This window comes from bacterium (genome assembly GCA_008933615.1).
Taxonomy (GTDB): Bacteria; CLD3; CLD3; order SB21; family SB21; genus SB21.
In genome coordinates, this window is the sequence record WBUR01000018.1 from 16,979 (window position 1) to 32,505 (window position 15,527).

Annotated in this window: 14 protein-coding genes; 6 read left to right on the plus strand and 8 right to left on the minus strand. The window is 45.5% G+C overall.

What is annotated here, in order from left to right; translation table 11 throughout:
- Positions 1 to 100: 100 nt before the first annotated feature.
- Positions 101 to 1,078, plus strand: coding sequence for a deoxyhypusine synthase family protein (locus tag F9K33_08230; GenBank protein ID KAB2879655.1), 978 nt, complete (start codon positions 101 to 103; stop codon positions 1,076 to 1,078).
- 12 nt (positions 1,079 to 1,090) lie between these two features.
- Here F9K33_08230 and F9K33_08235 read toward each other — a convergent pair whose 3' ends face one another.
- The 4 genes from F9K33_08235 to F9K33_08250 are packed head-to-tail and all read right to left on the minus strand — an operon-like array spanning position 1,091 to position 4,535.
- Entirely contained in the window at positions 1,091 to 2,221 is a 1,131-nt protein-coding gene (locus tag F9K33_08235) for a sodium ion-translocating decarboxylase subunit beta (GenBank protein ID KAB2879656.1), read from the minus strand.
- A 3-nt stretch (positions 2,222 to 2,224) separates the two neighbouring features.
- On the minus strand, positions 2,225 to 2,617 hold the full coding sequence (locus tag F9K33_08240) for an acetyl-CoA carboxylase biotin carboxyl carrier protein subunit (GenBank protein ID KAB2879657.1): 393 nt from the start codon (positions 2,615 to 2,617) through the stop codon (positions 2,225 to 2,227).
- A gap of 1 nt (position 2,618) precedes the next feature.
- The gene (locus F9K33_08245; GenBank protein KAB2879658.1) at positions 2,619 to 2,960 is read right to left on the minus strand and encodes a hypothetical protein; all 342 of its coding nucleotides are present in this window, start codon (positions 2,958 to 2,960) and stop codon (positions 2,619 to 2,621) included.
- A gap of 21 nt (positions 2,961 to 2,981) precedes the next feature.
- Entirely contained in the window at positions 2,982 to 4,535 is a 1,554-nt protein-coding gene (locus tag F9K33_08250; GenBank protein KAB2879659.1) for an acyl-CoA carboxylase subunit beta, read from the minus strand.
- A gap of 397 nt (positions 4,536 to 4,932) precedes the next feature.
- Here F9K33_08250 and F9K33_08255 point away from each other — a divergent pair, with 397 nt between their 5' ends.
- The 3 genes from F9K33_08255 (at position 4,933) to F9K33_08265 (ending at position 6,723) form a co-directional block, all read left to right on the plus strand.
- Complete coding sequence (locus tag F9K33_08255) at positions 4,933 to 5,556, plus strand: hypothetical protein (GenBank protein ID KAB2879660.1); 624 nt, start codon at positions 4,933 to 4,935, stop codon at positions 5,554 to 5,556.
- 14 nt (positions 5,557 to 5,570) lie between these two features.
- Positions 5,571 to 6,032, plus strand: coding sequence for a nuclear transport factor 2 family protein (locus F9K33_08260; protein KAB2879661.1), 462 nt, complete (start codon positions 5,571 to 5,573; stop codon positions 6,030 to 6,032).
- Positions 6,033 to 6,189: 157 nt separating this feature from the next.
- Entirely contained in the window at positions 6,190 to 6,723 is a 534-nt protein-coding gene (locus tag F9K33_08265; protein KAB2879662.1) for a hypothetical protein, read from the plus strand.
- A 20-nt stretch (positions 6,724 to 6,743) separates the two neighbouring features.
- On the opposite strand, the gene pbpC is transcribed toward F9K33_08265, so the two are convergent.
- Positions 6,744 to 9,041, minus strand: coding sequence for a penicillin-binding protein 1C (gene pbpC, locus F9K33_08270; protein ID KAB2879663.1), 2,298 nt, complete (start codon positions 9,039 to 9,041; stop codon positions 6,744 to 6,746).
- A 162-nt stretch (positions 9,042 to 9,203) separates the two neighbouring features.
- On the opposite strand from pbpC, the gene F9K33_08275 reads away from it, so the two are divergent.
- Positions 9,204 to 9,878, plus strand: coding sequence for a CAP domain-containing protein (locus F9K33_08275; protein KAB2879664.1), 675 nt, complete (start codon positions 9,204 to 9,206; stop codon positions 9,876 to 9,878).
- A 216-nt stretch (positions 9,879 to 10,094) separates the two neighbouring features.
- On the opposite strand, the gene F9K33_08280 is transcribed toward F9K33_08275, so the two are convergent.
- The 3 genes from F9K33_08280 to F9K33_08290 all read right to left on the minus strand — a co-directional run bounded on the left by F9K33_08280 (position 10,095) and on the right by F9K33_08290 (position 13,652).
- A complete protein-coding gene (locus F9K33_08280; protein KAB2879665.1) occupies positions 10,095 to 12,008 on the minus strand; it encodes an ABC-F family ATP-binding cassette domain-containing protein in 1,914 nt (637 codons plus the stop codon).
- Between the two features lie 122 nt (positions 12,009 to 12,130).
- Positions 12,131 to 12,517 (minus strand): GxxExxY protein, encoded by a 387-nt coding sequence (locus F9K33_08285; protein KAB2879666.1) that lies wholly within the window; start codon positions 12,515 to 12,517, stop codon positions 12,131 to 12,133.
- A gap of 28 nt (positions 12,518 to 12,545) precedes the next feature.
- Entirely contained in the window at positions 12,546 to 13,652 is a 1,107-nt protein-coding gene (locus F9K33_08290; protein KAB2879667.1) for a M48 family metallopeptidase, read from the minus strand.
- A gap of 421 nt (positions 13,653 to 14,073) precedes the next feature.
- Here F9K33_08290 and gatD point away from each other — a divergent pair, with 421 nt between their 5' ends.
- Complete coding sequence (gene gatD / locus F9K33_08295; GenBank protein KAB2879668.1) at positions 14,074 to 15,459, plus strand: Glu-tRNA(Gln) amidotransferase subunit GatD; 1,386 nt, start codon at positions 14,074 to 14,076, stop codon at positions 15,457 to 15,459.
- The last annotated feature ends 68 nt before the right edge of the window (positions 15,460 to 15,527 follow it).

The window sequence follows — 15,527 nt, forward strand, 5'->3', positions numbered from 1 at the left end:
TTTGTCAAGAATTATTTCAAAAAACATTTATTCTTACAAAAAATCGTGTATTTTGTTGTCGGTAGGGTAATTGTACTTAACACACGTGAGAGGAGGAATCATGGCAAACGGAGCCGTAACACAATTTATAGACCATCATTACCGGCATTTTAATGCGGCAGCATTGGTTGATGCCGCGAAAGCATACAAACGCCATTTAGATAATGGCGGTAAATTTTTTATGACTTTAGCCGGAGCGATGAGTACGGCGGAACTGGGGCTATCCCTTGCTGAAATGATCAGGCAGGATAAAGTTCATGCCATTACTTGTACAGGTGCTAATCTTGAGGAAGATATATTTAATTTAGTTGCGCACGATTATTACGAACGTGTTCCGCATTACCGTGACCTGACTCCGCAAGATGAAGCCGGTTTGTTATCGCGGCACATGAACCGGGTAACGGACACATGTATTCCGGAGATGGAAGCTATGCGGCGTATCGAGGTTGCCGTTCTGGAGGAGTGGGTTACCGCAGAAAAAAAGGGGCAAAGATACTTCCCGCATGAATTTATGTACAAGATACTTCAAGGCGGCAAATTGAAACAACATTATCAAATTGATCCTAAGGATAGTTGGATGGTGGCCGCGGCGGAAAAAAATCTGCCGATGTTCGTTCCGGGATGGGAGGACGCAACGCTTGGTAATATGTATGCCGGACACTGCATCAGCGGCGATGTGAAGAACGTTCACACCGTTCGCACCGGCATTGAATACATGATGTCATTGGCGGAATATTATACCGAAACGACTAAAAAATCTTCGTTAGGATTTTTTCAGATTGGAGGAGGCATTGCGGGCGATTTTCCGATTTGCGTCGTTCCGATGCTGCATCAGGATCTTCAAAGGGAAGAAGTGCCGCTCTGGGCGTATTTCTGTCAGATCAGCGATTCGACGACGAGTTACGGTTCCTACTCCGGCGCCGTGCCCAATGAAAAGATAACATGGGGAAAACTTGGCGTGGACACGCCAAAATTCATCATTGAATCCGACGCGACAATCGTTGCGCCGCTTATTTTTGCGTATGTGTTAGGCTGGTAAAGAAAAATTGGATTAACCCAAAATAGCGAGTAATATTCCTGCGGCAATTGCCGTTCCGATCACGCCGGCAACATTTGGCCCCATAGCATGCATAAGCAGGTAATTATGCGGATTGCTTTCCTGGCCGACGTTGTGTGATACGCGCGCCGCCATGGGAACGGCGGATACGCCGGCTGAACCGATCAAAGGATTCACTTTACCGCCGGTGAGTCGGTACATTATTTTTCCGAATAAAAGCCCGCCGATAGTTGAAAAAGTAAAAGCAACGATTCCAAGCGATAAAATCTTTAACGTGTCGATCCGCAGAAATACTTCCGCGCTCATAGTGATTCCAACGCAGGTTCCAAGAAAAAAGGTAACAATATTGATCAGTTCATTTTGAGCCATGTTGGTCAATCGCTCCACGACGCCGCTTTCCCGCAATAAATTTCCGCCCATCAGCATAGCAAGCAGCGGCGCGGCTGGAGGAACGATCAAAACTCCGACGAAAGTTACGGCCAGTGGAAAAATAACACGGATCTTTTTGGAGACCGGCCGCGGCGTTTCCATCACAACAAGCCGCTCTTTCTCCGTTGTCATATAACGCATGATCGGAGGTTGTATCAAAGGCACGAGCGCCATGTAGGAGTACGCGGACACGGCGATAGGACCGAGCAGATGCGGCGCCAGTTTTAAAGAGAGATAGATAGCCGTGGGTCCATCAGCGCCGCCGATAATGCCAATGGCTGCGGCTTCTTTCAAATCAAAACCGAGTATCACAGCCATCATCAGCGCCATGAAAACGCCGAATTGAGCGGCGGCGCCCAGAATAAATGTTTTCGGATTTGCAAGCAAAGGGCCGAAATCCGTCATAGCGCCGATTCCCAGAAATATTAGCGGAGGAAAAATCTCTAATTCGATGCCTTGAGATAAATAATAATATAATCCGCCGATCTCTGACCCCGTCGGTTCATTCATTAACCCGCTTCCCGGAAGATTGGCCAAAAAAGCGCCAAGCCCGATGGGCAGCAGCAGCAGCGGTTCAAATCCTCGTTTGATGGCTAGGTAGATCAGCAGAACGGCGATGGCGAGCATGACGACATTGCCCCAGGTCAGCGACCAAAAACCCATTCCGTGAATAAATTTTTCCAGATTTTCTAACATCGTCTATTCGAAGGTGATCAAAATTTGCCCTGCCGTGATGGTCTCGGAAACTTTGACGTGAATGGTTTTTATTTTACCGTCCTGAGGGGACGCAATGTTGGTCTTCATCTTCATGGCCTCGACCGTGAATAGAACGTCATTGGCCTTGACGGCATCGTTCTCTTTTACCGGAATACTCAGTATGACGCCGTTAATCGGAGACGTCAGCGTTTTTTTTGTTGCAGCGGATGTTTTCGTTTTTTTTGGGAGTGGGGTATTCACCGGCGATACATAACTATTGATAGTTGGAACAGGGGAACGATAAATCTGCGGGTTATCTATCGCATCATCGTCATGAACTACTTCCACTTCCACTTCATAACGTTTGCCGTTAACGGTGATCATCAGTCGTTTCATATTATTTCCTTTTTCGTATGGGGCGGGAGGCCATAATATTGAGGCGTCCGGTGACAGCCCAGGCGTCCTCGCCTCTATTGTCAAGAAAGCGGATTTTTCGAATTGTTATAGGCTTCCTCAGTGTAGTGAAAACGGCTGCTGAGATAACCGCCGCCAGTTCATCGTGAACTTCTTCCGGCTGAACTTCTACTTTTTTTGAATACCATCGAATGCGCAGTGCATTGATTTTTTCATCAACCGATTTTATAAGCCAGATCATGAAAGCCAGTCCGGACAATGAGACAAAAACCGAAGTCATGCCGGCGACGAGTAATAAAGAAGCTTCTAATAATTTTTCGATCATAAACGTTTCAGGTTATCCTGATCACAATGGAATTAATCCGTGTTTTTTCTGAGGGCGCAGATCGCGTTTATTGCGCAGCGATTCCAGCGCCACGGATAAATATCCGCGGGTTTGTTTCGGTTCGATCACGGAATCTACCAATCCTTTTGAAGCCGCGGCGTACGGCGTACTAAATTCTTCTTTATATTCTTTGATCAATTCTTTTCTTTTTTCTTTCGGATCGGCAGCCGCTTTGATTTCATTTTTATAGAGAACGCCGACCGCTCCTTCTGCGCCCATAACGGCAATTTCCGCCGTAGGCCAAGCCACCACACGGTCTGCGCCGAGACTCTTGGCACACATAGCAAGATACGCTCCGCCGTAGGCTTTGCGAACGACGATTGAGATCTTCGGAACGGTTGCGGCTGAAAATGAGAATAACATTTTTGCGCCGTGGCGTATAATACCGCCGAATTCCTGCTCCACACCGGGTAAGAATCCCGGTACGTCTACAAAAGACACCAGCGGAATATTAAATGCATTGCAGAAACGGACAAACCGGGAGGATTTGTCCGATGCGTCAATATCAATGGCGCCGAATTTCACAATCGGCTGGTTTGCGACAATTCCTACAACCCGGCCGTTGATACGTGCAAACGAACAGATAATATTTTTGGCATAATGGCTGTGCACTTCAAACAGCGATCCTGAATCAAACACGCGCCGCAAAATGTCGTACATGTCATACGGCTCACGCGAGTCGTCAGGTACTATATAATTTAACGCCTCATCCTCGATCATGAGAAGACTGTCGATCGGCAATGACGGCGGGTCTTCCGTATTATTGGTCGGCAAATAACTTAAAAGCGTATGGGCAATGTGAATAGCTTCCTGATCATTAGCGGCGATAAAATGAACGTTACCGCTTTGAGACGCTTGCGCCGCCGCGCCGCCGAGTTCCTCGGCGGAAATAATCTCACCCGTTGCCGCCTTGATAACTTCCGGGCCGGCGATGAACATCTGCCCGGTATCTTTGACCATAATGATAAAATCCATCAACGCCGGCGAATACGCCGCACCGCCTGCGCAGGGTCCGGCAATGATAGCAATCTGAGGTACAACGCCCGAGAGCAGGGTATTATAGTAAAAAATTCTGCCGTATCCGCGCAGAGAATCCACGCCTTCCTGAATTCGCGCACCGCCGCTGTCATTGATGGAAATATACGGCGCGCCGGCTTTCAGAGCCATGTCCATGATTTCGCATATTTTCCACGCATGCGTGCCTCCGACGCTCCCGCCCATGACCATAAAATCCTGCGATGAAGCATACACCAGTCTCCCGCCAATGGCGCCTAATCCAGTAACCACGCCGTCGGCAGGCAGATCTCTTTTATCCAGGCCGAATGCATGGGACTGATGCTCCGCAAAACGGTACAGTTCATCGTAAAACCCCTGATCATATAAAAGTTGCAGCCGTTCGCGCGCAGTCTGTTTGCCTAAGCTATGTTGCGTATCGATCCGATCAATACCTCCGCTTAGTTGTATATGTTCGTTTTTTGATTTTAGCAGTTCTAATTTTTTCTTTACGGTTGGCATTTTAATATTCCTTTATATCGCATGCTGGCGGAATCAAGGTAATCATCTTCCGTCTCAAAAAAAATGATATAAATCAGGTTTAAATAATTGGTAAGCTAAAATATATTAAATAGTTAGGTGATATTGGGTTTAATTTTTTTTTGTGCTTATCGGGTTTACTCACAAGCATCATGGCGAGCCCTTCGGGGGCTCAGGACAAGCTTGTCGAACCATGACAACGTACAGTAAATTCAGCCTTCGACTCCGCTCTGCCTGAAGGCTATTTTATTTGTGAGCCAACCCGATAAGCACGTTTTTTTTAGGGATAACTGAAAAGGCAGCTTTGCGATGAAGGAAATTCTTGATTCAAATCCCGAAGCTTTATACATTTGCTTATTATACAAAGCGGATAGTTTAAATGGATTCTACTCAAGAGACGATTGATTTTTTAAAAGCGATTGGGCCTTTTCTTGCGGTGCTCGCGCCGCTCATCGTCATATGGATTCAAAAAAAAGATAAACTGCAAAAAACAAAATATTTTGTTGAACTGGTCAAATCCTGGGAAGAATTGAAGCAGATCAAAATTCAACTGGAATCCGAGCATTCATCTCCTATTGTTTTAGAAAAAGTAAATTCCCTACTCAGAGAAGTTGACAATGAGATCAATAGCACATCGGAGCGGTCCAATATTACGGTCTTTATGAGCATTGTTTTTGTCGAGTCGGTGGTACTCGGAATTTTATTTTCCTCCTTGTCCGATTATTTTAATGCGGTTTTTGTAGGATCGTCCCGGGATTCGGGATTGTTGTTTCTCGAGGGCATGTTTAGATCCACGACGGCGCGGTTTGCATTGCTCATGGTTTTTGTAAGTATTTCTATTTTCCTGACGATTATCAGCACAAAGAAGATGGTGAATAGAATTCAAAAAACGTATATTCGAAATTTGACTTTGTTGGCGGTGTTTAATGTTGTCCTGATTTCCGTTACGATAGTTATCAGTTTAATTCTAACTTTGCTCGACCCCATCAGTCCCTACTGGTAAATTAAGGAGATTGTATGAAATTTGTGGCGTTCACCTGTTTTTTTATTTTGTTAAGTTCGTGCAGCAATTCAGATAAAAAGGATACAAATCTGGCTGAAGTTAAGACGGCGGTAAACGAAGGTAATGCTGCCTACATCCGCGCCAATGAAAAGGGCGACGCAGCGATGTTTGCAAAACTATTTACCGACGACGGTATGATCGTTCATCCCAACGTGGAGCCGATCCGCGGAAAAGAACATATAAAAGCCGAAGTCGCGCGCATTATGAGTAAGTCGAAATTTACAGATTGGGAGCTTAACAGCCTTACTTTCTCGGTGAGCGGAAATCAGGCGTACGAATTAATTCAGTACGGATTCACGCTGCATCCGGAGGGCAAAAGCCCCATTGCTTTGTCCGGTAAATATCTGATGATTTGGAAACAACAATCGGACGGAAGCTGGAAAATCCAAATGCAAATGGCACAACCCAACGATTGAAGCTTACATGAACTTCCTGCTTTTTGTTAATAATAAAAATGAAACAAAACTCACTTCTCTTCAGTAAACAGCCTCAACCCATTTCCAAAGCTGCTTGTAAATAAATTTTTATATCAAATGGCTGTTCAATTTGTTTCTTCAAAAGAAAGGATGTTGTATGATTTCATTTATTTCAAAATGCGTGGTCTTACTTGTCGCTTTGCAGGCATTATATTCAAATGCTGCTGCTCAGGCCAATGTGAAGCCATGTTCCACGCCCGAAGCGCGCCAGTTTGATTTTTGGGTTGGCGAATGGGAACTGACTTGGAGCGACGGGAAGGGCGGGCTGACCGTGGGTTCTAATTCCGTCACGCAACTTTTTGACGGGTGCGCGATTCAGGAAAATTTCAAAGATACAACGCAGTCTTTTTTTGGCATGAGTGTGTCCATGTACAGTACGCTATTGAATAAATGGCAGCAAACATGGGTCGATAATCAGGGAGCCTACCTTGATTTTGTTGGCGAGTTCAAAGACGGAAAGATGGTTCTTGAACGCAGTTTTACCACGCCCAAAGGAAAGAAGATTTCCCAACGTATGATATTTTATAATATTACGGAAAATGAAATGGACTGGAATTGGGAAAAATCGGATGACGAAGGTAAAACATGGACGGTCGCCTGGAAAATTCATTATAAGAGAAAAAACGGCTAAACATTCGTTCCTGCGGCGGATTAGGGCAGAACTTCAAACGACAACTCATCTACAATTGTTTTTTGATTAAAATCTCCTTCTGCCCGTATCCGGTATGTGCCGGGCGACAGATTCCACGTGACTCTGAAAGGTTTAGAGGCGGCCTGATAATAGCTATTGTTCACATACCATCGTATTTCATTTAATTGTTCGGGCGCCAAAGCTTCAAAATAAATAGATTGATAGGATCGTTTCAAATTCGGATCGATTTTGAAAATGGCTTTATTTTTAGGATAAATTATTCTTATTCCCGTTTTCTCTTGTAGTATGTCCACGGATAACTTTTTCTCTTCGGAGGATGTCAAATTATAGCCGGAATATTGGGTCAGCCACTTTTGGTATACCGGCGTGAGAACGGAGTAATTCAAAACTCCGTTCGATTGGTGAAAAGCACACATTGTTTTCGGTTCGGTTCCTCCAATGAAAAATTCCTCGATCACTGCGCTGCATCCGATGTGCGGCAAATCTCCCGACATAGAACATACGTTTTTTTTCACTATGCTTGCCGGCACCGTCATTATTGTGGGATTGCGATCCTTGTATAAATGCATCATGATATCATGAAAGATCGGCCCTGCCCCGGTAACTCCCGATATCTGGCGCATAGGCGTATTGTCAAAATTTCCAACCCAAATTCCAACCGTATAATCCGCAGTATATCCCACGGTCATATTATCTTTGAAATCGGAAGACGTCCCGGTTTTTGCAGCGCAGGGAAAAGGCAACGATAAAGGGGAATCAAAACCGAAGGCAGGCGTCCGCGCGTTATTATCGGATAAAATATCAGTGATCAAAAAGCTGATCTGCGGTGAGAAAATATTATCGCGTACGGTGTGAACCGGTTGTTCCATTATAAACCGAGGCTCGATCCATCGTCCTTGGTTAGCGAGAATAGAATAAGCGCGCGTCAATTCAAACAATGTAACTTCACCGTTTCCCAGTGTCAATCCATGTCCGTAGAATTCCGGCGTTTCAGTAAGGGAGTTTACGCCGCACGCATGCAAAGTCGAAAGCAGAGATTCGACGCCGATATTTTGCAGAACGCGAACGGCGGATACGTTGTAGGAACATGCCAGCGCCATTCGTGCGCGAACGGGTCCGTGAAACTGATTGTCATAATTGTGCGGCGTGAAGTTAGCTTTTTCCGACGGGATCACCGTTTCAATGTCCGGAACGATCGTCGAGGCTGTCAGTCCTTTATTCATCGCGGCGGCATACGTGAACGGCTTCAATGCCGAACCGGGCTGGCGTTTTGCAAAAACAGCATTGTACTGCCCGTCATGCCGTTCATCAAAATAGTCGGATGAACCTGCCAGCGCCAAAACGTCGCCCGTTTTATTGTTTAAAATGACCACGGCGGCGTTGGTTACATTTTCGGGTTGCAGATTCGTGATGTGGCCCTGTATGATTTTTTCAACTTCTGTTTGCAACGACAGATCGAGAGTCGAGTGAATGCTGCCGCCGCTTCCATAGCCGTTTTGAATAAGATAATCACAGAAGTGCGGCGCGAAAAATGCGGAAGATTTAGGGAACAAAAAGACGGGCTCGTTCCGTGCGCGGTCCCATTCGTCTTTAGAAATTATTGTAGCTTCAAAGAGCTTTGTCAGTATGAAAGATTGCCTCTGCCTTGACGCGGAGGCGTCTTTGTACGGATTATAATGCGTCGGGGACTTCGGTAATGCTATTAAAAAAGACGCTTCCGCCCAAGTGAGGTCTTTGGCTGTTTTGCCGAGATAGAGTTGCGAGGCCGCTTCGATTCCAAACGTTTGATTGCCGAAAGGAACGCGGTTAAAATAATGTTCCAGAATTTTGTTTTTTGAAAGCGTATGTTCGAGTCTTACGGCATACCACATTTCAATCGTCTTATAAAAAATATTTCTGGGAAAGCGGAACATGTTACGAATCACTTGCTGCGTAATCGTCGAGCCGCCGCTGACAATTTTACCGGATGACAGATTCTGCCAGAAGGCGCGCGCAAGGGCAAGCGGGTCGATGCCGCCATGGGCGTAAAACCTCTTATCTTCAGCTGTGATCGCGGCCTCGACGGCGCGTGAACTGATCTCCGCCAGCGGCGTCCAGTGGCCTTTACCCTGTTGGATAGACAGAACTTCTCTTAGTAAGTACCCGTTACGGTCCAAGATTTTAATCGAAGCCACTTCATCGAATGAGAGATCGCTTCCGGAAATCGGATAGAAAAAAGATAATAATCCCAGTAAGCAGGCAAAAACTACATCAATTTTCTGATTTTTTTTCATTTCATATCGGGAGAAGATTTGCATAAATTACACGAGATTGATCTAAAAAGCAAAAAACACGAATTTATCACCCGCTGATTTTGCTGATATACGCGGTAAACGTACTCAACGAAGATTTGTGTCATCTGCGGGAATACTATAGACATTGCGTCGTTTTATCATCTTCATTATTTGAGAGGAAAAAACATGAAATCATGGTTTGGCGCTCTTTTTATTTTAATTAATACAACTTATCTGCCTGCCCAGAATGAGGCGAAACCCGTATCGATGAATTTTTTGAGTGACTTAGAAAAACAGGTTTATTATGAACTGAACCGGGTTCGCTCTAACCCGAAAGAGTATGCGAAGCATGTTAAGAGAGTCATGGGATTATTTGACGGTAATCTCATGAAGTATCCCGGAGAAACGGCGATCATGACAACAGAAGGCGAGAGTGCGGCGGCAGAATGTTATGATTTTTTGATGGCGGCAGAACCAGTCGATACATTGCGCGTATCACGCGGCTTGTCAATGGCGGCGAGGGATCATGCCGACGATCAGGGTGAGACAACAGAAACAGGACACACCGGCCGCGACGGGAGCTCGCCGTTTGACCGGATCGAACGCTATGGGCAATGGCTTTCAACGGCAGGCGAGAACGTGGACTATGGAAATAATATCGCGCGTCGAATCGTTTTATCGTTGATTATCGACGACGGCGTACCGTCGCGCGGCCACCGAAAAAACATTTTTAATCCGCAATTCAAAGTGGTTGGCATTGCGTGCGGGCCGCATCAGCAGTATCGTTATATGTGTGTTATGGATCTGGCGGGAGGATTTAAAGCTAAGAAGACAGGCGCGACTGTGCGAGGTGAAGATTAGAAGGGAGAAGAGACTACAATCATCACATTTCTGCTTCCTCGGCCATGACCCCTATGGGTTACTTGTATTAAAGCTGGTTTTTCAGCGATGATAAATACTTTGAAACCTTTTGGAATAATTTTTCGTAGAAGTAGTTAGATTTACTAAAGACTTCAAATTTCTCCTCTCCTCCTCATAAGAAAGTCCCGCGGCGTTAAAACTGCGGGGCTTTCTATTTTACATCAGTTTTTGCCATTCTTCGTAGAGTTTGGTTATCTTTTCAGTAACCACGTGGTATTGATTCTGCAAATGTTGCGATTTTTCAGCCTTTTTGTAAACCTCAGGATCCGACAATTCCGTTTCAATTTCCAATTTTAGTTTCTCCTGTTCCTGAATAGCCCGTTCAATATCGGCAATTTTCTTTTGATGTTTTTTTTCTTCCGCCGCTAATTTTTTTTTCTCATCGCGTTCTGCGGCTCTTTTAGCCTTGTCTTCCGGGATAACGGGCTTGGATATCTTGGCGTTTTCAACAACCACTTCAACTTCTTTCAATTTGCAGTCGTGATAGTAATCAAAGTTTCCTAGATACGTTTTAATTTTACCGTCTCTTATCTCGATCACTTTGTTGACCAGATTATTCATAAAATGCCGGTCGTGAGAAACGATGAGCAAGGTTCCCTGAAATTCCGTTAACGCGCCCTGTAGAATTTCTTTGGATTGCGCGTCGATATGATTGGTCGGTTCGTCCAGAATGATGAAATTGGCCGGATTCAAAAGCATTTTTGCAAAAGCCAGACGCGATTTTTCACCGCCGCTCAATACGCCGACCTTTTTATAAATATCATCGCCTGAAAACAAAAACGCGCCTAGAATAGTTCGTAATACCAGCGGGGGCTGATTGGAGCCCGACGAAGCCACTTCTTCATAGGCCGTCTTCGCCGCATCCAATTTATCCGACTGCTGTTGCGCGAAATATTCGAGCGTGACGTTATGCCCAAGTGAAACCGATCCGCTGTCAGGCGTTTCAAAACCGGAGATGATGCGCAGCAGTGTAGATTTTCCCGCGCCGTTGGCCCCGATGAGCGCAACTTTCTCGCCGCGTTCCAGCGTCAGGTTGAGAGGTTTCAAAACGGTTCGGCCGTCGTAACTCTTGGAGATATCCTGAATTTCCAGTACTACGCGGCCGCTTTTCTGAGGTTGAGGGAAGCGGAACTGGATAGCTTTTTTTTCATCATCGGGAAGCTGGATCTTGTCCATGTGATCGAGAAACTTTATTTTGCTTTGCGCCTGTCGGGCTTTCGAAGCTTTGTAACGAAAACGGTCGATGAATAACTGAATCCGCTGAATCTCGCTCTGTTGGCGCTCGTATGAACTGAGCAGTTGTTCCTCGGCCATCGCTTTTTGTTCTTCAAATGATTCGTAATCGCCGTAGTAGTCCGTCAGAACAAAGCGATCCAACTCGGTAATACGATTGCAAACTTTGTCAATGAAGTAGCGATCATGTGAAACGAGCAGGATAGCGCCTTCATAATTATTCAGATAATTTTCAAGCCATTCGATCGATTCGATATCAAGGTGATTCGTGGGTTCGTCCAGCAGAAGCAGATCGGGATTTTGCAGTAACAATTTGGCGAGCGCAATCCGCATCTGCCAGCCGCCGCTGAAGAGTTCGCACATTTTTGTAAAATCGGATTCTTTAAAACCGAGGCCGACCAGAACCTTTGCCGCTTTTGACTCGATCGAAAAGCCGTCGAGGTCTTCGAAACGGTGCTGGAGATTTCCATACGTATCGATCATTTTATGAAACTCGTCCGATTCATGGTCGATCGTGGTCATCGCGATTTCGATCTTTTTCATTCTTTCATGAACGTCGATCACTTCCTCAAATGCGGTCATTACCTCATGGATCAACTCCTTGCCGTGTGCATGCAGCCCGTCTTGCGGCAAATAGCCGATCTGCAGATTTTTATTATGCGCCGCGACTCCGGAGGTAGGCTGAAATTGTTTATTGATGATCTTGAGCAGGGTAGATTTTCCCACACCATTGGCGCCGATGAGAGCCACGCGGTCTTTGCGGTTGATCTGCCAGCTTAGATCGCGGAAGAGTGCGCGTCCGCCGAAGTCGACGGTGATGTTAACAAGTTGAAGCATATATTATTGCCACAGATTCCCGGATTAAGAGAAAATTTGTTATTGAAAACCAAATTGCCACAGATTCACAGATTAAGAGAAAGTTTTTTATTAAAAACCAAATTCGAAACTAACCTTACAGATTATAAGATAACTCTTTTTGTAACTAACGAATTTTCACCAAAGTTGACAATTAGACCCAAGGGACACTTCGATATGGCGAGATAGTTTATCACCCAAGCGTAATGTTCGTCTACTATTCCTTTTTGAGCCTTGACTTCTAATATGATTTTATTAAACACTACAAAATCAGCATAGAAAAAATGGGGCAGGATCACTCCTTTATATTCAACCTTGAATTGTTTTTCACGGGCATACGGGATGTTGTTTTGATTGAACTCATGTTCTATGGCATCCTTATAAACTATTTCGAGTAACCCTTTGCCTAAAGTGCGGTGAACTTCCATGCATAGACCAATGATCTGATAGCTTTGTTCCTGTAACGGGTATTTATCTTCGGTGTATTTCATATTTTCTGATCTGTGAATCTGTGGCCTCCTACAATACAAAAGCTTCTGCGGCGCGAACACGTTTTGATATCGCCGGATGAGAATAGAACAAAAATTCCACCACGGGATGCGGCTCGTCGTCTGCCAGATTCATTAGAGACAACCGCTGCATAGCGCTGATAAAGGCGGTTTTGTTCTTGGTTTTATTCAGTGCATACGCATCCGCCTGTCGTTCATACACACGGCTCAGCGCATTATTGATCGGGCCGGTTATGAAGCCGAACAGCATCAGAAGTAATCCTAGCAAAGGCAGGGCGGCAAGGTCCGTGATAGACGTTAACCCGAAAACGGGAAGCAGAAGTTCGTATAACCATGACGTAACAAAAAGCCCGAGAAAAATACTGACCATGCTCAGCAGCATGCTCTTGGTAATATGTTTATGATAATAGTGGCCAACTTCATGCGCGAAAACAACTTCGATTTCCTCATCGGAAAAATTTTCGAGTAACGTATCCGCCAGAATGATCCTTTTGGATTTCCCGATTCCTGCAAAAGCCGCGTTCGCTTTTTTGGTGGTTTTGCTCATGTTAAATTCAAATATGCCCGAGATGTTCATATTTACGCCGGAACAAAGCCGGATCAATTTATTCTTCAGCGATTCGTTTTCGATGGGCTTGAATTTATAAAACAACGGGAATATCACGGTCGGCGCAATTCGCGCTAGCAGAACGGAAAACAAAAAGAAAACTATTGCAACGGGCAACCACCAATTACCCTGAAAAACGTTTAGGGAATAATAAAACACCAGGAGCAGCGGCAGACCGATAACGGCTCCAACTCCGACGCCTTTTAGATTTTCCTTTATCCACTGATAAAAAGTCTGATTGGACATACCGTATTGATGTTCCATCCGATATCCGGTGTAGTAACTGATCGGAAATGTCAACGCACTTTCAATAAATCCGATGATGACCACAAACCACACGAACCGGGTGTACATATTGCCGGATAAAGATTCCACGTAGCGGCTGATCGCACTGCTGAATCCGGTCATGACGATGGCTATGATAAAAGCGATGCCGAGCGCCGTACTGAATAAAGAAAGGGTTAATTTGATTCGGTTATATTTTTTTTTGTCAACGGTATCCGCGTTCATTTGCTTCCTTCTTTTTGAGGGCGCAATTTAAAAAAATATCAGCCAATAACAAACTAAAAAACCTTGAAAGAGGGTACGCGAAGATACTCCATGGAAACTTCGGCATTAACGGGCTAGACTTGTGCATTAAACCAATATAGTTTCTTAGAACAGATACAGTTTCCAGTTCAAATGGCTGATTAATAGAGTGGACTTAAAATCGCGAAATAAGCCCGAAAGACTCAATGCAAAGATTGTGACATAAATCTCATTGACATTTGATTTCGGGCATTGTAAATTTTTCAAGAGCAAATCGTAGCTCTTTCTAATTTTATGATTATTGATTCCTATGAAAAAATTCATCTACTTCCTCGAAGCCAAAAAAAAATCCAGAATCTTTTTAAACTTACCGTATTCTCAGTAAAGTGGAATTAAAAACAATATGAGCGATAATATTTTTCAAGGCTACCGTGGACACGCATTAGAAGTACTGAAAAAATACACCGCGCGAGTTTGGGCGGCCGTGGATGTCGAAACGACGCGCGGACTCTTTCAGGGAACTATATTGCCGCGCGCGGAAAACACGGACGATGAACATATCGTTTTGAAGATCAGCACCGGATATAATATCGGCCTGGACGTCAATACGATCACCGATATACATGAAACCGGATTTAAAAAAGCCAATTACCAGATTCCTGAAAAACAGTTTCCGAATACCAAAGGACTGCCGCACGTCAAATTATTCGGAACGGGCGGCACGATCGCCTCGCGTCTCGATTACAGGACGGGCGCAGTTATTCCGGCGTTTTCTCCGGGAGAACTGTACGGCGCGGTGCCTGAGTTGGCTGATATTTGCAATGTAGATACCGAGAAAATATTTGCCGTGTTCAGCGAGAATATGGGACCGAAGCAATATATCGCGCTTGCTCACGCCATCGTCAAAGAGATCAGAAGCGGCATTGACGGCATAGTGGTCGGCCATGGCACCGATACCTTGCAGCACACCGCCGCGGTGCTGACGTATATGGTGCAAAATTCTCCCGTGCCCATCATCATGGTCGGTTCCCAGCGATCGTCCGACCGTCCGAGTTCCGACGCCGCGCTGAATCTGATGCATGCGATGTTTACAGCCGGCACGTCGGACATTGCCGAAGTAATGGTGTGTATGTTCGGCCCGACGTCCGACGAGTACGGACTGCTTCACCGCGGAACGCGCGTCAGAAAAATGCATTCGTCCTATCGCTCCACATTCAGAACCATCGGCGACACGCCCGTGGCAATGGTTACCAGAAAAAAAATCACGCACATCAAAAAGGAATACAATCATCGCAGAAAAGACAAGAACGTGGATCTTTTTCCATTCTTCAGCGAAAAAGCGACGATGCTGTATTATTATCCGGGGATGAAACCAGATGTGATGTTCGCGATGATCGATGCGGGTTATAAAGGCATTATCATCGTCGGAACGGGCCTGGGGCATGTGAATAAGGAACTGTATCCGGCGATAGTCAAAGCAAAAGAAGAAGGCGTTTCGGTATTCATGGTGGTGCAGACGATCTGGGGTTATGTGCACATGTTTGTGTACGATACCGGGCGCGACATGATGGCCAAAGGCGTCGTGCCGCTGGGCAATATGTTACCTGAGACAGCGTACATCAAACTCGGCTGGGTGCTCGGGCAGGCCGAAGATCCCGTCGAAGTGAAAAAGATGATGCTCACGCCGATCTGTTCAGATATCACTGAACGCGAACCGTACAACGGTTATCTCGTCCTGCAGGGCGGCGTGCCGGAGGTAGAAGAGTTTGTGAGGAAGGTGCATAAGTAGGGTCGAACCGCCCCCTGTCTCCCCCGCCTTACCAAGGCGGGGGTCGTACTAATTCGATTAGTACGTGC